Consider the following 23,550-nt stretch of genomic DNA (forward strand, 5'->3'; position numbering starts at 1 on the left):
TTAGTTTAGGCGTTTAAGCTGGGCTTTTGAATGGTGAACAAAAGAAAAAGTGGAAATTGATTGTTGATTATTTCTGGTTTTCGTCTTCCGGGACAATTGAGATCTTATCCAGCGACAACCCACTGATGATGGCATCGTAATTTGTTACGTCTTTGGGGATGATGACATCATTTTTATCACTGGCTAACTTGGAAAGTTGACTGATATACTGCTCGGCCAGACGCATCTGCATAGCTTCTTTTCCTTTATTCTGGGACAACGCATCCGCAATCTCTTCTATCGAAATAGCTGTAGCTTCGGCAATAGATTCAATTTCTTGAGCTACACCTTCGGCTTCGTTAATCTGTCGCTGCATTTCCCCTTCCGACTTGTTTATGATCTCTTCCTTTTCTCCTTCGGCGTCGTTAATGGTCGATTGCATGATTCCTTCCGATTTTGCAATGGTTGCGCGTCGTTCACGCTCCGCCGTCATCTGACGTTCCATTGCATTTTGGATGGTTTTAGGGGTGTAAATATTTTTGATCTCATATCGCAGTACCCTTATCCCCCAGGCTTTTTCCATTTCGCTAAGTACATTCACTACTTCTTTGTTGATGATGGCCCGATCTTCAAAGGTATCGTCGAGATCCATAGTACCAATTATTGATCGTGTAGTGGTCTGGGCCAACTGCACGGCAGCAAAACGATAGTCTGTAATCCCATAGCTGGCGTTAACCGGATCTATAACGGCCAAGTAAATAACACCGTCAACCTCAACTTTTACATTATCTTTGGTAAAGCATTCCTGGGGTTCTACTTCAATGGTTTCTTCCCGCAGATCCTGCTTGTACTTGACCTTGTCAAAGAAGGGCACAAGGGCATGGAAGCCAGGTCCGAGTGTTTTGTGATAGTTACCGAGTCGCTCAACAATATAAGCTCGTTGAGTTGGAACCAGTTGAATCGACTGGATGAATTTGAAAAGGATATATATGCTTAAAAGTCCGAGTACTCCTTGACTGATGAGTTCTATCATTGTTGTCCCCCTGGTGCGGTTTTAGATGAAGTAGCTTGTGTGCCGTCACTTACTTTGCCGACGCCTTCAAAGAAGGTTTTTAGGTTTGCGGTTTCTGTTGGCAAGACGGATACATTGGAATGCTCAATTACATTACCTAATTGGTCAATAAACTGTTCGATAAGTTTTGTTTTTACAGCCAGATCTCCACCCGGTTTGGCAATGGCTTTGGATACGCGCTTTATGCCTTTTGAGGTGGCTTTGGCAATGAGCTCAATTTCCTTGGCTTTTCCTTTGGCTTCGTTGATCCGTTTTTGGCGTTGAGCTTCCGAAAGAAGAATGGCTTCCTGCCGTTCTCCCTGCGACTCATTAATTTTATAGTCGCGGGTACCGGTCGATCGTGTTATTTCTGCCCGCTTGTCACGTTCTGCTTCCATCTGTTTTTCAAGAGTGTTGATGAGATTATCAGAAGGGCGAATATTTCTTATTTCATACCGTAGTACTTTTATACCCCAGGGATCAGAGGCCTTATCAATCTCACGCACGATGTTTTCATTCATCTGCTCGCGCTCTGAAAAAGTATCGTCCAGCGTAATTTTACCGATTTCGCTACGCATGGTGGTTTGGGCCAGATTAATGGCGGCCAGTTTATAATTGCCTATTCCGTAGCTGGCTTTATAGGCATCCATGACTTTTACATATACCAAACCGTCAACTTCCACTTCAATATTATCTTTAGTAATACAGGTCTGGCTGGGAACATCAATAACCTGTTCACGCATTTCTTGGCTGTAAGCAGGGCGATCCACAAAGGGAATTAAAAAATGAAGGCCCGGTTTTAAGGTTTTTATGTATTTTCCGAGTCGCTCTTGGATGACTTCTTCTCGCATCTCTACGATGATAAAAACTTTTGTAAAGATGAAGACGCCCAAGGCTATGATAATGAGTATGGTCGTCCACATGATGGTAAGAGTTATGTTGGTAGGTTATAATGAACTATTCTTCAAATTCGTCGAGGGGTTCAACAATCCAGGTAACATTATCCCGGTAGCGAATTTTTGCTTTGGTACCTGCCGGTATTTCGCCTTCAAGTGTACGGGCTTGCCATGAGATCCCCTGAAAACGAATACGTCCGGAATTGTCATTGGGATTTACCGGTTCTACGACATCCACCACTTGGTCCATCGCTTCCACATCTTCATTGGCCAACTTGTAGCTGCTTTCTCCACCCCAATATTTCATCAGCAGGGGACGCATAGCCAGGATGAGCGCGACCGATGTAAAAAGCCAAGTTATGACTGAGGTGGCGGGATCTTCTAATATTCCAAACCAACGCAATGCGCCAACAAAAATTCCACTTACGCCCAGAAAAAAAGATACACCGCCGGGAATTAAAGTTTCGATGATCATCAGTATGATGCCCCCGATAAAGAAAATGGTGGTGAGTGTTTCGGCGTCCATCCCCAAAAAGTTCTCTGTTAATATTTATTTCAGTATAGCCAAAATTTAGTTTCAGACAAATAGGAAAGTCTAAACCGGCTAAAAATTGAGGCTAATATTAAACGATGGCTGAATACCGATATCATATACATCCACCGGAACGCTGCGGAATTGGTTTTGTGGAGAACTTTGATCTATTACAAAAGTGAGATCGCGGTACCAGGGGTTGTTCCTGTTTAGAAGATTATAAACGCTTAGCGAAATGGTGAGATTGGTACCGCCCAATGATTGACTATATTCGGCAGAAATATCGGTGCGATAATAATTTCCAAGCCGCTGATCGTTTTGTGGCCCAAAGGTAGCCAATTTGTTGGGCGTTCCGCTGGCATACATCCAAGAGAGATATAATGATAAATTTGTCGTAGGATTTATTTCTGCAGATGCTGCATATCGGTAGGTCCGATCCCAGTCTGCATAAAAGGGAACACCGTTATTAATCTCCGGATTGGATAAGGTGATCTCAGAAATGGTCAACGTCTGGTTAATTGTAAAGTACCGGAATTGATTTCGCAGTAGAAACTCCAACCCTTTTCCGATCCCATTATTTTGTGTATACCAGGGACTGCTATTAAAGGTATTACTTAATGAGAAGGTGTTGATCTCGTGTAGGCGAATGTTATTAAATTCTTTGTGATATGCCTCTGCCTGAAAATAGAGTCGATCGGATGGAGAGTATTTAATCCCGGATGAAAAGTAGTCTACCGATGTTGGGGGTTGATTGGTATTGGCTAAAATCCAAATATCGGAGGTAACGGTATTACTGAGTGAAATTTTGTTTAAGAATTGATGGTTTTTGCTGTATCCGCCGGACAAAGAGAAGTCAGAATCAGGGAAAAGAGTGATTTTTACCCGAGGAGACCATTTTAGAAAATGGCCGTTGCTGAAGTAATGCAATCGCATCCCTCCGTTAATATCTACCCTCTCAAATCCGCTGTAATCAAGTTGAAGGTAGGTGTCAACCTGATGGGATGACTGGGTAGAAAAATAGCCGGGCCGTTCAAAAGAATCTTCAAAATATTCTCCCAGGTAATAATGATACGAAACGCCTCCGGTTGCAAACCAACGCTCGTTCGAGAGTTGCAGCTGCTGTTCAGTTTTTATTTCGTTGAGGATACTTTGATTTTCAAATGGAAAAACAAAGGCTTGCAGGGCTCTTTGGGCTTGGGTAATGTCGATATAAGTGAAATCATCTTTTGAAAATGAGGTTTCATAAATGCTGGCACCAACGGTGGTATTTGAATAGAGTTGATTGCCAAGCCAACGCTGATATTTGACACTTGCCGTTGCATTTTGCCAATCGTTGGTTGTCGTTACAGGACGTTCTTCCAGGTTTTCGGGGTTATTCGTTGAAAAAGACCGATAAAGTCGATTGGCTTGTTGCCGTGTATCATCTCCACCCCAATAGCCGCTAATAATAAACCGATTTCCACTTTGTGTTTCGAAGTAGGTTTTAGCGTGTAGGTCAAAGAATGAAGCATCCGTTTGATCGGGCCTAGCCAGTCGGGATTCAAAATCGATAAGATCCTCATCCAATACAGTGCCATTGCGATCAACATTGAGCCCCCATTCAACAAGATCGGTGTTGTTGAACCAGTTAATCGTATTCATATACGAGGTGCGACCTGAAATAAGCCAGCTGCTTTCCCCTTGTTGTATGGGTCCCTCAAGCGAAATACGAGCCGAAGTATTACTGAGACCTGCTGATCCTGAGAACCGATCCAATGATCCTGTTTTAGTTAATAGGGAGAGCGTTCCACCGGGAGGAGCCTGGAACTGGGCAGGGGCTATATCATAAAAAAAACCACTTCGTTTTAAGATATCAGCATTAAAGCTATCAACAAGACCAAAAAGATGGCTTTGATTATAAATGGTGATGTTATCAACCAATACCTGAAATCCATCAGTGGTACTGCCGCGGATGTTCAGGCCGTCACTCAAGGCCGGTGCCAGGGAAACAGAGGGAAGGTTTTGCAAAGCTCTCAGGGTATTGGTTTCCCCCATCGGGCTAAAGGACCCCATATCAACAAGTCCGGTAACTTGGCGGTTGATATCATTATAGGAATTGGTGCCTGTGATAATGAGTTCATTTCCGTCAATACGTTGGGGTTGTAGGCGGAATGTAAGTTCACTGACGTCATTATTTGGGGCTAAATTTACGCGGATAGTCTTGGCATTATAGCCTACATAAGAACCGGTAATTTCAATGGTTTGTTGGTTAAATGATCTACGAAAAGAAAAGGCCCCGCTTTCATTAGCACTGGTTCCTTTTGTTTTGCTCTGGTGTTGCCAGCGAATAGTTGCAAAAGGGAGTCGTTCGCCGGTTTCTGCATCAACCACCTGCCCGCGTATGGTAATGGTATGACTATTTGCAGCGGCTGTTTTTTCTTGATAGATGATAGCTTGCGATCGTGTGCTGTCAACATCAAGTGATAGTTGATGATCAGCCAAGGCCGTACGAAATGCTGAGAATAGGTTTGCTTCTGATGCGTTAAAGCTGAGCTCGATATCGGAAACAAGAGCATCACGATAGAGAAATCGGAAAGCCGTTTGCTGTTCTATATTACTGATAATCTGAAGCAGGGGTTTATCGTCATACTGATATTGGGCCCGGGCCAGCTGGGTGATCCCGATGATTAATAACCCCGAAATAACAAAACTCTTGAATAAAAGCTTATGTGCGGTCATGCGTTAATTTGCTTCAAAAATATAGCTTTGATCGCCGGTTTTTGAGAATGTTCCATTTAGTACAAGTTCAAGATCCTGCAGAGCCAATTCAAGATTATTCAGCGATAGCTGGCCGGAAAGAGAGTCGTCGGCAATAGATTTAGGCAACGTAATGGTGATATTGAACTGTTGCTCAAGTTCAGCAGTGATATCTTTTGCCGCTTTATTTTCAAAAATCAATTCACCATCGATCCAGTCGAAATATTCATTGGGATTAGCTTCCTTGAATACCGTTACTTGTTTGTTACTGTTGATAGAGACGGATTGTCCCGGTGATAATACAATAGGCTTTTGTGTTTGGGCGGGGATTATTTCTATCGATCCCTCATCCAAAAAAACCTGCATTTGTTCACCCCATGAGCTCACCGAAAAGCGCGTACCTAAAACTGTGACTTTACCTAATGCTGTTTCAACCTGAAAGGTACGGTCCGGCTCAGAGGTAACATCAAATATGGCTTCACCTTTGAGCCGATATTGGTGTGAAGTTGCGGATTTTTCAATTTCAAGTAGCGTAGAGTGGGGACGTAAAGTTACTGAGCTTCCATCACTAAGTGTTACCGTTTGTATAGCTGACTGCGACTGGGCAATTATTTGTGGTTGGTTGAGGTAATTCAGGTAGACAAAACTGAATATAGCACCAATAAGGAGTATAGCTGCAGAGGCCCATCGAATAGCTTTGGCACTAAACAGAGGTGTTACCTTTGCGCTCTGCGACTTGGATTGTGTTGCAGAAGCAATGCGATCCCAAACTTGCTTTTTGTCATCAGTGTCGATGGTGATATCACTGATCTTTTGTTTTTTATAAGTCAGTAGCTGATCGATGAGCGGATCGTCAATGTCTGACAGTGGGCTGTTATCTGCCCGTTGATTACCCATTTGGCGTGCTAATTGCAGATTCGGGTCGTTATGTGGTAGTTGGTCGGTCATTAGATTATAGTTTAATCCTCCTCACTGTTGCCATCATCACTTTCTTGTTCTTCACCCTCAAACTCAACGGTTATTGCGCTGAGATCAATATCGGGGTTTTCAGTTTCTTCCAAAGCACTTCCGTCAGCTTCAACAAGCACGCCATTTTGCAACGCCTCGGCTACTTCTTGTAGGGTGATGTAGTCGCCTCCATCTTCAATATTTGTGTTTTCAGTTACTTGCACGACTACATTTTGAGCAAGCGTAAATGTTTGATTTGCAAGGTCAACGGAAGAAACCCATTCTTTGAATTCAATTTCTCCTTCAGTATCATCTTCATCATCTTCTCGTTCAAATTCAATTTCTTCGGCATAGAAACGATTATCATTGACATATCCTTCCCCTTCGGCCCAGACAAAAGTGTTACGGTTAACCGCTTCTTGAACGGCATCTAAAGAAGTAAAGTCATCGTCATCAATTTCAGTATTTTCGGTAAGATAAATTGTTCGACCGTTCACAAGTGTTACAGACTGTTCACTTATGTTGACAGACTGGACGCGCCCTTCAAATTCTTCGTCCTGATCTTTGACATCTCCGTTGGTAAGATTAACCTGAAACCGTTTAAACAGGTTTTGGAATCGCAGCAGTGCGGTTCCGTCGCCACTCATCTCAACAGTACCGCGAAGCGTTTTTGACGAGGAGTTGCCATTGGCGTTTTTTTGGATAGTCATCTCCCAGCTTAGCGTACCTGTTACGCCTCGGCTAAAATCGATCGGGCCGGTGGTGGGTTTTTCTATCTCAATACTTAAAAAATTTATTTCCAGCTCATAATTTCGTTCAAGAACCTGGTTTTCGGCCGGTCTGTCGATTTGCATGTGCCCGTTGCTATTATGAACGCCATCGATTGAGAGCACGGGCGTTGCATCAGAAACGCCATCAATAAGAAAAGTATCACTGCGAACAAAATAGGAGTTTTTGCGCGGGGTTAGGATTTCTCCTTCACGATTGCCGTTAAAGTTTATAGATTCAATACGTTCTGTCTCATTGTTAGGAGATTCGATCAACGTACCATTGCCATCTTTGAAAATATAATTAAGTGAATCAATGACCGTTTTGTTAAAAAGAGGGCGATTAACCTCTCGGCGGAAGGAAATGGTATGAATGCCCGTCTGTTGATCGTAGGAATAGTTGTAGTTTGTTTCTCCGCCGCGACCACTGCGATCATTCTGTGTAGTGGGTGTTCCGGTTTTATTTAGAGATGAGTTGAAGTTGGTGCTCGAAAAGTTTGTTAATGCATCCGTTAAACTTAATAAAATACCGCTGTTGTCACTGGAAAGCGATTCCCCTAAAATTTCTCCCGCCGCCTGTAAGTCTTCCTGGGTGATGGTCTCACTATTAGAACTACTCACATCATCGAGTGTGCAGCCCGCCGCAGCAACAAGAATAGCTAAGGTCGCTACAGTAATTAAAAATGTATGGTAGATTTTCATCTTGGAATAATGTGTAGAGTTAATAGTATATCAGGCTTTCAGTTATAGTACACATCGGGATGGGGGGTACCCCTAATAGTTAACGAAATTTTGAAGATATTTGCGCATATCTTTGAGTGCTAATCCCATATGGTTTTCAATTGTTTTAGGGCTTACTTCTAATGTCTCGGCCGCTTCTTTGTAGGTAAAATCCTCAATAAAACAGAGTTGAAATACTGCACTACGCTTTTTAGGCATTTCTTCAATGGCTTGATTGATTGCGCTTTTTAAATCACTGGCTCTCGCAGAATCTTCGGGAGTGTGAGAAGTATGTTGTTCCGGAACAGTTTCTTCGATATCAAACTTCTTGTTATCCCGATGGTGATTCAGCATTCGCGTATAAGCAATTTGAAAAATATATGCCCGCAAGGATTTTTGTGGATCTATATTTTTGCGGTGTTCCCAGATATAGATGAACGCTTTTTGAATGAGATCTTTGGCAGCTTCCCGGGAAGTGTTTTTGCTTACTAAAAAACGAAATAGGGAGTCGTAGTGAAGGTCATAAAAATCTTTGAATGCATCATGATCGCCCGCTTTTATTTGTGAGGCAATTTTATTTTCATCTTCCACTTTGGTTGAAGCAGTGGCCAATGCAAATAGAACAAGTTGTATACTTGCGGGATCAATCATGAGCAAAAAGTTAAAACGAAGAATTCCTTCAAAAGTACGAACTCTTAAGCTTTCTTTTGGCAAAAAGTTTGTTGTTAGTAATAAGATCATAAAAAAAGGGCAAACCTGTAGAAGGCTTGCCCCTCAGTTAATTAGAGATGTACTATCTTTGACGTTGTTGACTAATCATCGTCATTATTACTGTCGTCATTGTTGCTATCATCGTTGTCGTCATCGTCATCTTCATCATCACCATTGTCGTCATCATCATGATCTTCTTCTACATCAAATGATTTTTCGATATTCTCTTCAATTTGCTCCCAATTAGCAGAATCTGTGGGGTCCAGATCATTCCCTGACGAATCTTTAAACCAGCCGGTTGGATCTATATTAATTGCAATAGAGGGAGAAGAGCTGTCATTAATTTCTAATGGAGGATTGAATTCCAATTCGATTTCAAAATCTTCATCGGAGCGATACATGAAGTCTTCACCATTATAAACGCCCTTAATTACGATAGAATAGCCATCGTCATCGCCGGATTCATTAATAAAATCCGGATCATTTACATTAGTGTCATCGTCGTGTTCAATTTCCATTTCGAACTCATCATAGACACCGGCCGGTACATTCGCTGTAGAAAGTTCGATTTCACTGCCGTCGAGCGGTAGGTCCACAACAAAGTCATTCACCTCAAAATCGAGGGAATCTTCATCCATGGCGCTTTCCAGCTCGAGCTCATCAACCAACAGTTTAATTTGTGTTAGCGAATCTACTGATTGTGTAGTAGGGGATGATGAGAGTTGCTTTGCAGCAGTTGATGAGTTCGTGTTTAACTTCATTTTTACGGCCACCTGTTTTTCGCCGCCTGAACTGGAATCAGAAACGCTGCAGCTTACTGCAAATAATAATGTTGGTGCTAAAACAAGTAGTGAAAGTCTGTTACGTAAATTCATAATGATATCTCTTTTTTGTGGGATTTTTTTAATGCATTCAACTTCTGTTGGTTATACACATACCCTATGGGGGTACCCCTAATTCTTTTTGAGAAAATTATTAAGAAACATTAATGAAACTTATATCAATATTTAAAGTTCCGATTTGTAACAACGGAGTTGAATGATACTCTTGTTAACGAAAACAAAAGTTATAAGAATTATTGATCTACACACGGCTTCTATGGAAACTAAAAAAGTGTTAATCGTTGAGGATGAGATGATTATTGCGATGCTAATTGAACGAATGGTTACCAATATGGGTCATCAGGTTATTGACAAAGTATCCTCTGGGGAAGATGCTATAAATAAAGCATTAGAACATAGCCCCGATCTTATTTTAATGGATATTCGTTTAAAAGGAGAGATTGACGGAATAGATGCTATGTGTAAAATTCAAGAAAAGATGAAAATTCCGGTGATCTACATATCCGGTAATTCTGATTTGGCACACCTTGAAAAAATAGAAATGACTGACTATATCGATTTTCTTTCAAAGCCTATCACTCAATCTGATTTAAGCAAATCGTTTAATGTTGCGTCATAACTTTTAAGTATACCTTCTTAGTCATTTCATGATCCAAAAGCACAGCTGATTTCTTATAACTCTTTTTATTTACAGGATAAGAAGGCCGGTTTAAGATATTAACTTGTAGCATCCTCAAAGTCCGCTTTTATTCGGTGGGCTTTTCTTTGTTGAGGGGTTGACTGAAAACAAAAATATGCTTGTAATTTTGGCAGAACATTCACAAGTTCATAGCCGTTTAAATCAGATCTAAATAACGCATTACAAGTAGTGATATGCCGGAGATAAAGCTCCCTGAAGTAGAATTAAATATCTATACGCCCAAAGATCCTGTTGAAGTGCCAATAGTAGAAAATAGGATTTGTACCAAGGAAAGTAGCCCTAATTTTGTCCGTCATGTTACCTTTGATATTTCGGGCACCGAGTTGGAAGGTCATGTTCGCGTAGGACAATCAATTGGGATATTACCACCCGGTAAAAATGAGAAGGGACGTGATTATAAGTTGCGACTTTATTCGGTGGCTTCTCCAACCAAAGGAGAAGGCGGTAAGTCGCACCTGATATCTACGACTGTTAAGCGGACGATTGAAGAGTTTGATAATAACGAGCTGTACTTGGGCGTGTGCTCTAATTATTTGGCAGATCTTGAGCCTGGCGACAAAGTTAAGATGACGGGACCCAGCGGCCGCCGTTTTTTGCTGCCTGAAAATGCTACTGATTTCAACTATGTGTTTTTTGCAACGGGCACCGGTATTGCGCCCTACCGGGGAATGATTCAAGAACTGTTTGATAACGGTTTTGAAAATGAACTTGTGTTAGTATTCGGTTGCGCTTATCGCACCGATTTGCTGTATGCCGATTATTTTGAGTCGCTTGATGAGAAGCATGAAAATTTTCATTACCTGCCGCGGGTATCACGGGAAGATCGCCGCGCTGACGGGTCTAAAAAATATGTTCAAACTACACTTTGGGATGATGCCGAGCTGCTGGATCCCATCATGGAGCAAGAAAATACGCTCATGTATATTTGTGGACTAAAAGGAATGGAAAGCGGCATATACCGTTCGCTTGCTAAAAAAGGATTAACGCAGTATCTGGATGTCCGGGAGCCGGCCTCTGGCAAAACACCGGATGAATGGGACGAAAGAGATCTTAAGAGATACGTTAAATCTTCTGCTCGTACTTTTGTTGAAGTTTATTAATAGGCCATAATTTTGTTTATCAGTTATAACCTGCTCAGTTGGTATCAGCTATATTGGTAGCTCCACCTGATACAATATACTTCATCACGTCAGAAGAATTGTAATCAATGGGAGTTACGTTTTGGGCAGGTACCAGAAATAAGTTGCCTGAAAAGTTATAAGAGTGGGGACAATAGACGGCAACCATATCCTCAATATCCAAGGCACTGAGGTTTTTCTGCGTTACAAAACCAATTCGCTTGGCTTCAATGCCGCCAAAATCAATAATTACCGGTTTATTAAAGCGTTTTTTATCCCCAACAAACGCTTCGGTAAGTTCCTTTAGAGAGGTGTAAATAATTTTGATTAGCGGAACCTTTTTCATGAACCCTTCAAAGTAGGTCACGATAGGACGAGTAATGGCTCTGGAAAAGACATAACCAATGGCCGAAATCCCGAAGAAAACGGTGACGATGCCCAAGCCGGGAATATCGATATTAAGCCATTCAAAAAGCAGATCGTTAAAAAAATTGTTCGACCATCTGATGGCCGCATAAATAACATAAATGGTCGCTCCAATTGGAAATACAAGTAATAACCCACGCAGAAAATTATTGATAATGGGACGCATAACGGTAAATATTTGGTTGATTAGAAGAATGCATGAACAAAATCTATAATCATAATTAATAGTGTGCAAAAGAACTGTAATTTCAACCGGTTTTTAAGATGAGTTCAACACTATTTTTTGCTATTTTCAACGGTCTGAATAATCTACAATTTAGGTAAATAAAACTGATGTCCCACAAGAGTTCTGCCCAAATACGCCAGGAGTTTCTGGATTTTTTTAAAGAAAAAGATCACTTGATCGTACCGAGTGCGCCGGTCGTTCCACAAAACGATCCTACGTTGTTGTTTACAAATGCGGGAATGAATCAGTTCAAACCGATTTTTTTGGGAGAGCAATCCGGCTATCAAAAAGATGGAGAAACCTGGCAACGTGCGGTAGACAGTCAACGTTGCATTCGCGTAAGTGGCAAGCATAATGATCTTGAGGAAGTCGGACACGATACTTACCACCATACCCTTTTTGAGATGCTCGGCAACTGGTCGTTTGGCGACTATTTTAAGCGTGAAGCAATCCGCTGGGGATGGGAGCTGCTGGTTGACGAATGGGGACTGGAGCCTGACCGGCTGTACGCTACGGTTTTTGAAGGCGATGAGGATGATGGCCTGCCGGTTGATAAGGAATCTATAGAACTTTGGGAAGAAGAGACCAATATCAATCCGGATCATATTTTAAAGTTTGATAAAACCGACAACTTCTGGGAGATGGGAGAAACGGGGCCCTGCGGCCCATGCTCCGAGGTACATGTGGATATTCGGCCTGACGAGGAGCGCAAAGAGAAAGACGGTGCGGAGCTCGTAAATATGGATGATCCGAGGGTAATGGAGATTTGGAATCTCGTTTTTATTCAGTTTAATCGTCAGCCCGACGGTTCGCTCGAAAAGCTTCCGGCTCAACACGTTGATACGGGAATGGGATTTGAGCGCATTTGTGCGGTTCTGCAGGATAAAAAATCGAATTATGATACCGACCTTTTTGCTCCGCTGCTCAAAAAAATTGGTGAGTTGGCTGATGTAACCTATGGGGACGATGAAGAAATCGATATCGCTATGCGTGTTATTGCCGATCATATTCGCGCGGTAAGCTTTTCCATTGCAGATGGAGCATCGCCCGGCAATGACGGACGTGGCTATGTGATTCGCAGGATTTTACGGCGCGCTATTCGCTATGGTTGGGATAAGTTAGATTTAAAGAAGCCGTTTTTCTATAAGTTGGTACCGGTACTGGCCGAGCAGTTTAAGGAGGTGTTCCCGGTATTGATTAACCAGCAGGATTACGTGCAGAATGTGATTCAATCCGAAGAAAAGAGCTTTTTGAATACACTGGGGCAGGGCATTGAGCTGTTCAATGAGATGGTTGAAGGTAAAGATGAGCTGTCCGGTGAGGATGCATTCAAGCTGCACGATACCTATGGATTTCCCATTGATTTGACGCAGCTTATGGCTCGTGAGCGTGGAGTAGAGGTTGATGAAGAAGGCTTTACCAAGCGAATGAAGGAGCAGAAAGAGCGTGCGCGGGCAGCCGGCAAATTCAACATAGATCAGTCCTCCCAGAAAGAATGGATTACCGTTAACGATACTGAGGATTTTGAGTTTGTAGGATATGATTTACTGTCAACGTGGAGTACTATTAAGTCGATGCGTAAAGGCGGTGACCAGAATGCGCTTATTTTGAAAAAAACCCCCTTTTATGCTGAAAGTGGTGGACAGGTAGCTGATACCGGAATTATCAGTAATGGGGATGAGCATCTGCGGGTACTGGATGTGCAGCAATCGCCGGACGGTTACATTCATATTGTTGATAAATTGCCCGAAGATCCGGAAGGAGAATGGGAGGCTATGGTCAACGGAGAACGGCGCCGGGAAGTCCGAAAACACCATTCCGCTACGCACCTGGTGCACGCGGCCTTGAAGCAAGTATTGGGCGATCATATTGCACAAAAAGGGTCGCTGGTAGATGAAAATCACCTGCGGTTCGACTTTTCGCATTATGAGCAAATTACCGGCAAAGAACTTGATCAGATTGAAGAAATTGTGAATGATCGCATTCAGCAGAATATCCCTAAACAAGAAGATCGGGATGTGCCTATTGATGATGCAAAAGAACGTGGTGCAACTATGCTCTTTGGAGAAAAATACGGAGATAAAGTTCGGGTCATTTCGTTTGATCCCGATTATTCGATGGAGCTTTGCGGTGGTACTCATGTAGATGCCACCGGAGAAATTGGCTATTTTCGTTTTACGGGTGAATCATCGGCTGCAGCGGGAATCCGTCGAATAGAAGCGAAAGTAGGTAAAAGTGTGGATGAGTATCTGCGCCAAGAGAATGAACTGGTGCAAAAAATCAGGTCCGAAATTGGACAAAGTCAGGATTTGGTGCGCGATATCCATCAGCTTATTGAAGAACGTAAAGAGCTTGAAAAGGAGCTGGAAGATCTTCGTAAGCAGCAAAGTGCTTCTAAGTTGGATGGACTTATCCAAAATGCCCAAAAAATCGGAAGCGGTGTTACGCTGGTATCTGGCGAAATACCTCATGCGGATATGGATCTGCTCAAACAGTTGGGGTATGAATCCCTTGATAAACAATCAGAAAATACCGTGACGGTGCTTGGGGCAAAAGATTCTGAAGAAGGCAAAGTATATGTGATGGCAGCCGTAACTGAAGATCTCATCAAAGAAAAGGAATTAAAGGCCGGTGCGTTGGTTGGTGAGCTGGGACAAATGCTCGGCGGAGGAGGCGGAGGGCAACCAAATCTGGCTACAGCCGGTGGACGAAAACCCGAAAAGCTGAAAGAATTATTTGATCAGCTACCGTCAATTATCAGCAAATATTTAGATTAACAGATTACCTGTAATCTTCCATAATTTTAGGTATATTTTCTGACCCTGATTCAGGTGAAATTTCAATAGAAACGTGTAACAGCTAATCTGCTGTAAAAGATATTATGGCTAAAAAAGAAAAAAACGCAGAAGAAGTTACGTTTACCCCAGCGGGAACCGGTATCCGTACCAATGGAGAAATTGTCCGAAGTACGGAGCTGCCTGATCCCACAGATAAAAATCATGACGACCTTGGGCTTACGGATGAGGATGTCGTGGATATGTTTGAACAGATGTATTTGCAGCGCCGGTTTGAAGAGCGCGCGATGCAGATGTATCAAAAAGGAAAATTTGGTGGATTTCTGCATCTTTATATGGGGCAGGAGGCTATTTCTACCGGAACGACCTACGCCTTGAACGATGATGACGATATTATTACAGCTTATCGTGATCACGGCTGGGGCTTGGTTCGAGGAGTATCTCCCAAAGAAGGGATGGCTGAGCTCTATGGAAAAGTGACCGGCTGCTCTAAGGGCAAAGGCGGATCGATGCACTTTGCCAATGTGAAAGAGCATTTTTGGGGCGGATACGGAATTGTAGGCGGTCATATCCCATTAGGCGGTGGAATCGCTTTTGCCAACAAGTACAAGCAGAATGGACGTGTTACTGCTTGCTTTTTAGGGGATGGCGCTGTGCCACAAGGTGCGTTACACGAAACGTTGAATATGAGCAAGAACTGGGGACTTCCTTGCATTTATGCTGTGGAAAATAACGGCTACGCAATGGGTACCGCTGTTCACCGCCACTCAACGGGTGAAATTGTAGATCGCGCGGATGGTTTTGACATGAAGAAGATGGTCATCAACGGCATGGACGTATTTACCGTTTATGAGAAAATGAAGGAAATTTCCGAGGATGTGCGTAAGAATTCAGAACCGTGGTTTGTAGAGATTCGCACTTACCGTTATCGCGGTCACTCGATGTCGGACCCGATGAAGTATCGGACGAAAGAAGAGCTTGAGGAATACGAAAAGCTCGATCCGGTAGCGCGCATTAAAAACTACTTGTTGGATGAAGATATTATTGATGAAGACAAGGCAGAAGAAATTGAAGATGGTGTAGAAGATACGGTGATGGAAGCGATCGACTTTGCAGAGGAAAGTGATTTCCCCGAAAAGGACGCGCTTTACGATCACATGTTTGCCGAAGATGACTATCCTTTCCATAGGTAAGGCATAGAACAGATTAACTGCGAATTGACAATTTTTGAAATAAGTACATAAAAATGGCTGAGTTACAATTCAGAGAAGCAATCCGGGAAGCAATTGATGAAGAGATGTCCCAGGATGAAGATATTTTTGTGATGGGTGAAGAAGTCGCCGAATATGACGGAGCCTATAAGGTAACCGAAGGTCTGCTTGATAAATATGGATCAAAACGAATGATCGACACTCCTATTTCGGAGCTTGGCTTTGCCGGCATTGGGGTGGGAGCCGCCATGAATGGCTTACGACCTATTGTTGAGTTTATGACCTTTAACTTTGCTGTACTGGCTGCTGATCAGATCATCAATCACGCTTCCAAAGCGCGGTATATGACGGGCGGACAGGTTGAAATTCCCATTGTTTTTCGCGGGCCTAACGCATCGGCGGGGCAATTAAGTGCTACGCACTCGGTTTCGTATGATTCGATGTATGCGCACTTTCCCGGTCTTAAAGTGATTTATACCTCTGAACCGGCCGACGCGAAGGGACTTTTGAAATCGGCTATCCGTGATGATAATCCGGTGCTTTTTATGGAATCCGAGCAGATGTATGGCCTTAAAGGGGAAGTCCCTGAAGAGGATGATTTTACGATTCCGATCGGAAAGGCCAAAGTTAAGCGTGAAGGAAGTGACGTTACGGTGATCGCACATGGCAAGATGTATCATGTGGCCACCCAGGCGGCCGAAAAGTTGGCCAAGGAAGATGTGGACGTAGAGATTGTTGATCCTCGTACAGTGAAGCCGCTGGATATTGAAACGATTGTAAAGTCTATCCGCAAAACGAATAGATGTGTAATTGTTGATGAAGCACATCCGTTTGGCGGGCTTGCGGCCGAAGTTGGATACTTGATTCAGCGCGAGGCGTTTGACTACCTGGATGCACCGGTACAGCGTGTGACGTTGCCGGACACAAATGCGCCCTTTGCGAAGAATCTGTTTGATGAATGGTTGCCCAGTCCCGACCAGGTGATCGATGCAATTAATACCGTTACTTATCGCAAGTAACGCCCGGTGTCATTCTGAACTTGTTTCAGAGTCTATAATAGATGAAAGTAATATCCTGAACTAAATTCAGGAAGACACTGAATTTCAAAATTTATTTTATTGAATAAAATCACAATTCGTAACCGATTTAAAATTAACTACTATGGCAGTTAAGGTTGAAATGCCCAAGCTAAGCGATACGATGGAAGAAGGCGTTATCGCTGCGTGGAATGTGGAAGAAGGAGATACGGTAGAATCCGGTGATGTTATTGCCGAGGTGGAAACCGATAAGGCTACGATGGAGGTTGAGGTTTTTGATGCCGGAACCATTCTTAAAATTCTTGTTGATGAGGGGGATGCAGTGCCGCTCGGTGGATTGATTGCCGTTATTGGCGAAGAAGGGGAAGATATTAGTGATATGTTGGAACAGGCTAAATCGTCCGGCGGTGCTGATCATAAATCTTCTGAGAAGGATAAAGCTGATGATCAAAAAACCGAGCAGGATGAAGATGAGAGTTTTGACCCTGTATTCGGTGACCTTGAGGAAAAAGGGAATGGCCAAGCGGATGACCGTCGCATTAAAGCTTCTCCCCTGGCTCGTAAGATGGCCGAAGAGCAAGGTATCAAGCTTGCTAATGTAGAGGGCAGTGGCCCGCACGGAAGGATTATCAAGCGAGATATTGAAAGTTATGAACCTTCACAAGTTCCGGTCGCAGCCCCTGCAGCTCCGGTATCACATGAAGATAAAGAGCATCGCGTATCGCAAATGCGCAAGACTATTGCTCGCAGACTTTCTGAAAGTAAGTTTAGCAGTCCGCATTTCTACGAGACTATTGAAATCGACATGAGTGCAGTTTGGGATGCGCGGAAACAACTTAACGAGATTAGTGAAAGCAAGATCAGCTTTAACGATATTGTTGTTAAGGCCTGTGCTACAGCGTTGCGTCAGCATCCGCAAGTGAACAGCTCATGGCATGGAGACAAGATCGTGGAGCATGGTGATGTAAATGTTGCTGTTGCTGTAGGTATTGATGAAGGATTGCTTACCCCGGTTATTGAGAATACTGATCAGAAAGGGTTGCAGCAGATTGCGGTTGAGGGCAAAGAGCTCATTGAAAAAGCGCAGAACCGCGACCTGCAGCCCGAACAGATGGAAGGCAGTACCTTTACGGTCAGTAACCTCGGGATGTTTGGTATTGAGGAGTTTACCGCAATTATTAATCCTCCGAATGCATCTATTCTTGCCGTAGGGGCAATACGCGAAGTCCCCGTGGTCGAAGATGGGGAAGTGGTGCCCGGCAAGAGGATGAAGGTTACGCTTTCGAGCGATCACCGTATTGTTGATGGTGTGGTAGCAGCGAAGTTCCTCAATACCCTCAAGAGGTTACTTGAGAATCCACTGGGGATGGTGCTATAAAGGCAGACTCAGATTTTTAACTAAATACGGAAAAGCCCTGAATCGTGAGGTTCGGGGCTTTTTTTGTTGATCATTTTTTCCTTCCTAAAATAACTTCTTGGGATTAGTTTTTCAGTTTCCCTGATTGAAGGGCTAAAAGTTGCCTGAATTGCCCCTTTATTTGTAAAAAAACTGCCTTATTAGAATTCTAATATTTGTAAAATACGGCCCAGCATGTCCCAGGCACAATCTTATAAAATTAGAATACACTAATAAACATTAGAATTTTTTAATATTAAGAAATATTAATATTTTGATCACAGACTCAGTCAAGAACAAAGAACACAGTGATCAAGAAAATATACATATCGACAATTCTTTTAATTGGGCTCTTTTCTTATTCATCAGTTGGTCAAGGTTCTGCACAAGCAACAATGCGTATAAGTGTTACTGTTGTCAGTGGTTCCAGTTTTGATATCGAAAAGCCAGAAATTGTTCATTTATCAAACAATGAAAAGTCAGATCTGGGAACCATTAATTTTAAAGGCATTGATAAAGAGGGTGTTTTTGTTAAGAATGCTGATAAAATTTTCTTGACTGACAAGAGTGGCAATCAAGTAACGATGAGCATCAACACACACAAAAAAGAAGATGAAGAAAGTAACAGCATTCGGTTTGAAGGAACGTCTGAAGGACAGTTCTTGAGTAATATGTATCAAGGAGAGCTTACCACTTCTATTGTATACTTATAACTGTTTCATATACAGTTATAATTGTATCCAAAAGAAGGGAGCATTATTGGTTGTAAACCCAATGACGGTGATGAGCAGAGGTTATTCTGATTTCTCAATAAGAATAACAATAGGGCGGCCAATAGTGGATATTTTAGATAGCTTTTGTTGTAACTGTTGGGCTTCGGTCCAGGAGGTTACATTTTCAAAACGAATCCTGTCCTTGTCAGGCTTTTTTAGGTTGGTATCCGCATTGCCATCAGTAATTGAAGATATAAAAGCTTGTTCTGAATCTTCCGTAACGCCTTCTATCTCAACTTGATACGTAAATTCCAGAGCTCTGTGCTCGGTTTGATCTGTTGAAGGAAGCGTATCATTAAATACGGTTACAAACGCATCATTAAATGGAGATCGAGTGTTGCGGATGGTACTTAATTGGCTCCGGAGTTTATTTTGAGTATTGGCTTTTTCATCTACATAGACTTGGTGTAGTTGTTTTACTTCATCAAAGCTTACGGATATATCTTTTTGAAGGGTTATTTGGGCTTGGTCGGCAAACAGTTGGGCAGATTCTCTGCTGCTAAAGGCTCCAATTTGGATACGCTGCTCTTCATTTATAAAGGCCGTGTCAAAAGCATACTGTGACCGGATTGATGAAAGTACATTTTTACGTTGTTGCTCAGAGTTGAATTTTTGATTTATATAAACCTTATATAGGTTCAGTTTCTGATTATAAGTGACAGCAATTTCTTGGTGGAGTTTTTTTGAAGAGTTCTGGGCAAACTGCTCTGCATGTTCCTTTGTGCTAAAGGCTCCAATTTGAATAAATTTTCCCTGAACGTTGGGTGACTTTTTATTGCCATTACTAACAACAACCAAAGCCGCCTGTTTGTATTGGCTATTATGATAGGATAATATGGTCTCTATAGCTTGTCTTCGGCTTTGAAGGGGCACACTTCTAATTCCATAAAGTTCGGTATTCGTATTATAGACTACTGAAAAAGATCCGCCCAGTTGTTTGGCCGCTTCAAGCGCAATACGTTTGGCTTTTTTCTCAGTTTTAAAACTGGCAAGCTGAATTTTATAAAATTGATTTTGTTCAGCAATCTCTTCCTTTCTTTGCTCCAATTTAGTCGTATCCTCAGTGATGTTCGGTGGCTGCTGCGTTTCTGAGGTATCTTTGGCAGGGGTTACCACAAAATGTAATCCTTCCACAAAATCTCCCTCAGCAAGGGCTTCTACCTCAATGCCCATGGTGTCGGGTTCAGCCTCCGATTGAAGGAAGTCTAACTGGTTAGGATCAATAAACAGCTGGTATTTTCCGGGCGGAACCTCATACGTATAGAAGGAACCGTCGGAAAAGGTACGCATTTCTTTGCTGAAGGGCTCCCGTTTAGAGCTATCATCAAAATTTGACTTAAGGTAAAGCCGTACGCCACTGAGTCCCTCCAGTTCTTTCCCCCGTTTTCGATCAACACGGCCCGAAATAACGCCCGACAAATAAAAAGGGATTTCAATGGTTTTGTACTGATTGGGATCAGTGATCATTGAAAAGTTTTCGACATCCGGGACCAGTAGTGGGTTACTTAAGGCCCCCTTGTTTATTTCAAGATCGTAACGGTAGTAGGGCAAAAGTTGAGAAATGTAATTAATGCCTTTGTTTACCTTTGTTTGGCCGCCGGCCCGATTCATGCGAACAGCAGGATCAGTAATCACATCATCGGTACTATCCTGATAGCTGCCATCATTATTATTATCCACAAACAAGCGCACCGCTGCACCGGCTTGTCCCACCTGTTGTCGGTTATTAAGTAAGAGTTGGTCTCCATAAGAGTCATATCCTATGGAACCACGCAGGCTTTGGTTAAGGGTAACATCAGATCCGGTAGTTCGAGCGGAGGTGTTGCTGCGCACTTTATTGAAATCAATGGTTACGTTGAGACTAAGCGAATTAAATCCACCCAGAAAATTACGTCCATAGGTTAGTTGCAGCCGACCCGTTTGAAAAAGATCACGGGAAAGCTGAAACTCCATCTCTTCCAGCTCTTGAAGGCCGGGCAGGTAAGAAAGCTGTCCGCGAATAAACATTCCTCGCAAGAGTGCGGGCACGTCATTAAAACGACCCATCGAGTAAGTGTAGGAATTCGTAATGCGAGACGAGGACGTTGTTTGCCACTGAATATTCCCCGATTGTTGATCCTGGTATCCCAGACGGATATTGAGACGCCCCAACCTGGAACTTAGGTCTGCACGATACCGAATAAGGGTCGCAGATCCTCTGGTTTGGTAGGTAGAAGACCATCGCATGTTAAGCGGTACCTCTCCAAGTTGGAAGGGGGTAAACAGAGATACGCGTCCAAGGTGGTCGCTGCCTCCGGTGTTATAAAGACGACTTTCCCCTGGATTATAATCATACGACAAATTCCAGCTGGCGCCACTATTATATACGACGCTGGATGATAACCTGTAGAAATTTTCGGAATTAGCACTGGCACTAACCAAATACTTGGTGAAAAGTCGGGCATTCAGGGTGCCGGTAAAAGAAGGTAATGAGCTATGGTAATTAGTCAAATACTCGGTAGATCCTGAAGCGGTGAGCCAGTTGGTGATACCTGCCGATAAACTGGCCTCTCCCAAATATCCGCGCTCACTGGACCCCAGAACAGGATTTTCAAGCTGGCCGCCGCTAAGGCTGTAGTCCACTTCTCCCGGTGGTAAATAATCGAAAGGGACTTGAATACGAGAACTGCGCTGCATTGACTGGCCGGCAGGAGTATAAATTTGTACAGAGTAATTCGTACTTCCGTAAGTTAGGGGAACTAAAAATCGGTAGTTGCCGGATTCGTCCGCTTTCTGGAAATCGACCAAGCGGTTGTTGAGATAAAGTTCCACCTCGGATTGTGGAGGTACATTGCCCTCAATGGGGTAACGGTCAAAAAGACGACGCGGTTCTATGGGTTTGTTAGATATTTTGATGCCCGTAATGGCTCGACTGCTTATGCCTTCGGAATTCGTTTGTCCGGCAATAACACTGCTAAAATAATTATTATCCCGCTGTACATAACGCCAGCGCAATCCCTGTGTAGTTAGTTGACTCTGCTGATCAGAAAAAGCCCCAAAAATATTTCCCTGAACGTCACCGGCCATAACTTCTGCACCAAGGCTATTACTAAAAGTAAAGAGTTGGGAATTATTGGAATAGACCGCTGATAAGTTATAGTCAAGAAATGCCCCGTTGAGCGTTTGATAATTGCGATCGTATTGTAGAGGATAGTAGCTGCGGTCAAAAAGGGGCTCGTCCCGATCCAATCGCTTACGCTCTTGCTTACGTTCATAGGCGGCTACCACCGGCATCTTGTCGGTAGTTTCCAGGTCGAGCGTAAGATTATTAAAGTTAGTGGTAAAGGTAAGGCCGAATAATTTTTTAAAAACTTCCGGTTTGAGAAAGTAATCGATTTCTTTAATTAGGAAATCCTCAGCCTGCAGTTCTAATTCTGCACCACCGGCTTTTGCTATCTGATTACGGAAGTCCAGCTGATAATCGGTTTCACCGAGATAGACGCCCGAAATGGAGAGCGTCCCTTGATCGACCGTGTGATTAATTTCAAGAAGTGAAAACAGTTCACGAACCGGCAGGTAAAACTGATTGTCTTTATAGTAGGCGGTTACGTAGTTACTGACGACACCACGGTATTGAAAGGTAAGATACACCTCGGTGCCGTTTTCGTTTTGTTGAGCCTGAGCTACCGATGCAAGGGCACACAGCAGCCAAACTGTTGCCGAAAAGGCAAGTGTTTTAATCGATAGCCATTGGTTGTTCACTCAATCGTTATCTGCTTTTCAAATGATACGGGCTGTATTTGCAAGAGCTTGTCTTGATTAATGTCACGCCGCTGTGATGTGATTTCACCGGAAATGGTATACTGGCCGGGATCTAACTCTGAAAGATCTATGTTGAAGGTTCGCGTAATGGTTGTATATACCGAGTTAGTCGTATTGGTGTCCCAAACGGTTTCGCCGTTGCTATTTGATACCTCCAAACTGATAGAACCTACAAAGGGCGCATTGCCGGTTTGTTCCATGCTTACCGCAATTTGACCGGTGTTATTTTCCTGATTAAAATCGACAGAAGAAACTTTTACCCCTGTTTCAGCATTTTGGGTACGAAAGTGCGCGGCAATAACCTGGTTGACCACCAGATTAATTTGTGCTCCCACTTGTCCCTCTTCTACTGATTCAATTGGAGGGGATACAGGGTTTGACCGAATTTTGACACGTGACCAGTACCCGCCAGGTTCTAAGCTATTGGGTGGGCGTGCAACAAAGCGCACCGTCTGTCGCTGATTGGGTTGCAGTGTAAAATTTTGTGGAAATACTTTCACCCAGTCGGCAATAGACTTGGTCTCGGCCAGCGTCGAATCATTCACAATTGTTAAGCTCCCATCTTTTGTAGTGGGATATCCAAATTCCGTGCTGATAGAAATTTCCTGTGCCTGTTGCCCGCCATTACTGATGGTCAGTGATCCAAACCGGTTCTGATTGTCAAAAAACAGGGAAGTGGGGGCAATGCTGACCTGCGCAATTGATTGGGTAGCAAAGATCAAGCTAAAACAAAAAACAAAAAATATTGCAGCTTTTTTAAGGTCGGTAGATGTCAATAATGTCATGATAGATAATATTTGATCCCGATAAGTCAGCTACAATATATAGAAAGTTGCATTGTATAAAAAAAGCTCCAAGCAATTACGCTTGGAGCTTGGCATTTTT

18 protein-coding genes are annotated in these 23,550 nt (G+C 43.0%); 7 read left to right on the forward strand and 11 right to left on the reverse strand.

The features are described from left to right. Positions 1-67: 67 nt before the first annotated feature. The 8 genes from ACQ76V_RS04135 to ACQ76V_RS04170 form a co-directional block, all read right to left on the reverse strand. Positions 68-1,012 carry an SPFH domain-containing protein gene (locus tag ACQ76V_RS04135; RefSeq protein WP_440999213.1) on the reverse strand — a complete coding sequence of 315 codons (945 nt, stop codon included), beginning with the start codon at positions 1,010-1,012 and terminating at the stop codon, positions 68-70. Next, positions 1,009-1,953 carry an SPFH domain-containing protein gene (locus ACQ76V_RS04140; RefSeq protein WP_440999214.1) on the reverse strand — a complete coding sequence of 315 codons (945 nt, stop codon included), beginning with the start codon at positions 1,951-1,953 and terminating at the stop codon, positions 1,009-1,011. The genes ACQ76V_RS04135 and ACQ76V_RS04140 overlap by 4 nt, the downstream gene beginning before the upstream one ends. Before the next feature lie 34 nt (positions 1,954-1,987). Beyond that, positions 1,988-2,452 (reverse strand): NfeD family protein, encoded by a 465-nt coding sequence (locus tag ACQ76V_RS04145; protein ID WP_440999215.1) that lies wholly within the window; start codon positions 2,450-2,452, stop codon positions 1,988-1,990. 78 nt (positions 2,453-2,530) lie between these two features. After that, a complete protein-coding gene (locus ACQ76V_RS04150) occupies positions 2,531-5,176 on the reverse strand; it encodes a TonB-dependent receptor (protein WP_440999216.1) in 2,646 nt (881 codons plus the stop codon). A gap of 3 nt (positions 5,177-5,179) precedes the next feature. Further along, complete coding sequence (locus ACQ76V_RS04155) at positions 5,180-6,142, reverse strand: FecR family protein (RefSeq protein ID WP_440999217.1); 963 nt, start codon at positions 6,140-6,142, stop codon at positions 5,180-5,182. A gap of 11 nt (positions 6,143-6,153) precedes the next feature. Beyond that, entirely contained in the window at positions 6,154-7,611 is a 1,458-nt protein-coding gene (locus tag ACQ76V_RS04160; RefSeq protein WP_440999218.1) for a DUF5666 domain-containing protein, read from the reverse strand. A gap of 72 nt (positions 7,612-7,683) precedes the next feature. Further along, positions 7,684-8,370 carry an RNA polymerase sigma factor gene (locus tag ACQ76V_RS04165; protein WP_440999219.1) on the reverse strand — a complete coding sequence of 229 codons (687 nt, stop codon included), beginning with the start codon at positions 8,368-8,370 and terminating at the stop codon, positions 7,684-7,686. Between the two features lie 71 nt (positions 8,371-8,441). Then, entirely contained in the window at positions 8,442-9,215 is a 774-nt protein-coding gene (locus tag ACQ76V_RS04170) for a hypothetical protein (RefSeq protein WP_440999220.1), read from the reverse strand. A gap of 223 nt (positions 9,216-9,438) precedes the next feature. On the opposite strand from ACQ76V_RS04170, the gene ACQ76V_RS04175 reads away from it, so the two are divergent. Further along, on the forward strand, positions 9,439-9,801 hold the full coding sequence (locus ACQ76V_RS04175; RefSeq protein ID WP_440999221.1) for a response regulator: 363 nt from the start codon (positions 9,439-9,441) through the stop codon (positions 9,799-9,801). A gap of 254 nt (positions 9,802-10,055) precedes the next feature. Beyond that, positions 10,056-10,982, forward strand: coding sequence for an FAD-binding oxidoreductase (locus tag ACQ76V_RS04180; RefSeq protein WP_440999222.1), 927 nt, complete (start codon positions 10,056-10,058; stop codon positions 10,980-10,982). Between the two features lie 34 nt (positions 10,983-11,016). Here the strand turns inward: ACQ76V_RS04180 and ACQ76V_RS04185 are convergent, their stop codons facing one another. Then, positions 11,017-11,592 (reverse strand): DUF502 domain-containing protein, encoded by a 576-nt coding sequence (locus ACQ76V_RS04185; protein ID WP_440999223.1) that lies wholly within the window; start codon positions 11,590-11,592, stop codon positions 11,017-11,019. A 167-nt stretch (positions 11,593-11,759) separates the two neighbouring features. Between ACQ76V_RS04185 and alaS the strand changes: the two genes are divergently transcribed. The 5 genes from alaS (at position 11,760) to ACQ76V_RS04210 (ending at position 18,804) form a co-directional block, all read left to right on the forward strand. Further along, entirely contained in the window at positions 11,760-14,429 is a 2,670-nt protein-coding gene (alaS, locus tag ACQ76V_RS04190) for an alanine--tRNA ligase (RefSeq protein ID WP_440999224.1), read from the forward strand. A gap of 104 nt (positions 14,430-14,533) precedes the next feature. Further along, entirely contained in the window at positions 14,534-15,640 is a 1,107-nt protein-coding gene (pdhA, locus tag ACQ76V_RS04195) for a pyruvate dehydrogenase (acetyl-transferring) E1 component subunit alpha (protein WP_440999225.1), read from the forward strand. 53 nt (positions 15,641-15,693) lie between these two features. Beyond that, positions 15,694-16,677: a pyruvate dehydrogenase complex E1 component subunit beta gene (locus tag ACQ76V_RS04200; protein WP_440999226.1), complete on the forward strand. Its 984-nt coding sequence runs from the start codon at positions 15,694-15,696 to the stop codon at positions 16,675-16,677. Between the two features lie 142 nt (positions 16,678-16,819). Continuing rightward, entirely contained in the window at positions 16,820-18,073 is a 1,254-nt protein-coding gene (locus ACQ76V_RS04205; protein ID WP_440999227.1) for a pyruvate dehydrogenase complex dihydrolipoamide acetyltransferase, read from the forward strand. A 326-nt stretch (positions 18,074-18,399) separates the two neighbouring features. Then, complete coding sequence (locus ACQ76V_RS04210; protein WP_440999228.1) at positions 18,400-18,804, forward strand: hypothetical protein; 405 nt, start codon at positions 18,400-18,402, stop codon at positions 18,802-18,804. Positions 18,805-18,885: 81 nt separating this feature from the next. On the opposite strand, the gene ACQ76V_RS04215 is transcribed toward ACQ76V_RS04210, so the two are convergent. Together ACQ76V_RS04215 and ACQ76V_RS04220 are read right to left on the reverse strand one after the other, a co-directional pair. Beyond that, a complete protein-coding gene (locus ACQ76V_RS04215) occupies positions 18,886-22,605 on the reverse strand; it encodes an SPOR domain-containing protein (RefSeq protein ID WP_440999229.1) in 3,720 nt (1,239 codons plus the stop codon). Further along, entirely contained in the window at positions 22,602-23,450 is an 849-nt protein-coding gene (locus tag ACQ76V_RS04220; RefSeq protein WP_440999230.1) for a hypothetical protein, read from the reverse strand. Before ACQ76V_RS04220 ends, ACQ76V_RS04215 begins: the two co-directional genes overlap by 4 nt. Positions 23,451-23,550 lie beyond the last annotated feature (100 nt).

Origin of the sequence: Fodinibius sp. SL11, from assembly GCF_052060035.1 — a bacterium.
GTDB lineage: Bacteria > Bacteroidota > Rhodothermia > Balneolales > Balneolaceae > Fodinibius.

Bases quoted from the DNA above. Each gene is read 5' to 3' on its own strand.
- ACQ76V_RS04150 (WP_440999216.1), bottom strand. From the start codon at position 5,176: ATGACCGCACATAAGCTTTTATTCAAGAGTTTTGTTATTTCGGGGTTA.
- ACQ76V_RS04140 (WP_440999214.1), bottom strand. From the start codon at position 1,953: ATGTGGACGACCATACTCATTATCATAGCCTTGGGCGTCTTCATCTTT.
- ACQ76V_RS04180 (WP_440999222.1), top strand. From the start codon at position 10,056: ATGCCGGAGATAAAGCTCCCTGAAGTAGAATTAAATATCTATACGCCC.
- ACQ76V_RS04170 (WP_440999220.1), bottom strand. From the start codon at position 9,215: ATGAATTTACGTAACAGACTTTCACTACTTGTTTTAGCACCAACATTA.
- ACQ76V_RS04220 (WP_440999230.1), bottom strand. From the start codon at position 23,450: ATGACATTATTGACATCTACCGACCTTAAAAAAGCTGCAATATTTTTT.
- ACQ76V_RS04205 (WP_440999227.1), top strand. From the start codon at position 16,820: ATGGCAGTTAAGGTTGAAATGCCCAAGCTAAGCGATACGATGGAAGAA.
- alaS (WP_440999224.1), top strand. From the start codon at position 11,760: ATGTCCCACAAGAGTTCTGCCCAAATACGCCAGGAGTTTCTGGATTTT.
- ACQ76V_RS04145 (WP_440999215.1), bottom strand. From the start codon at position 2,452: ATGGACGCCGAAACACTCACCACCATTTTCTTTATCGGGGGCATCATA.
- ACQ76V_RS04175 (WP_440999221.1), top strand. From the start codon at position 9,439: ATGGAAACTAAAAAAGTGTTAATCGTTGAGGATGAGATGATTATTGCG.
- ACQ76V_RS04185 (WP_440999223.1), bottom strand. From the start codon at position 11,592: ATGCGTCCCATTATCAATAATTTTCTGCGTGGGTTATTACTTGTATTT.
- pdhA (WP_440999225.1), top strand. From the start codon at position 14,534: ATGGCTAAAAAAGAAAAAAACGCAGAAGAAGTTACGTTTACCCCAGCG.
- ACQ76V_RS04160 (WP_440999218.1), bottom strand. From the start codon at position 7,611: ATGAAAATCTACCATACATTTTTAATTACTGTAGCGACCTTAGCTATT.
- ACQ76V_RS04135 (WP_440999213.1), bottom strand. From the start codon at position 1,012: ATGATAGAACTCATCAGTCAAGGAGTACTCGGACTTTTAAGCATATAT.
- ACQ76V_RS04200 (WP_440999226.1), top strand. From the start codon at position 15,694: ATGGCTGAGTTACAATTCAGAGAAGCAATCCGGGAAGCAATTGATGAA.
- ACQ76V_RS04155 (WP_440999217.1), bottom strand. From the start codon at position 6,142: ATGACCGACCAACTACCACATAACGACCCGAATCTGCAATTAGCACGC.
- ACQ76V_RS04165 (WP_440999219.1), bottom strand. From the start codon at position 8,370: ATGATCTTATTACTAACAACAAACTTTTTGCCAAAAGAAAGCTTAAGA.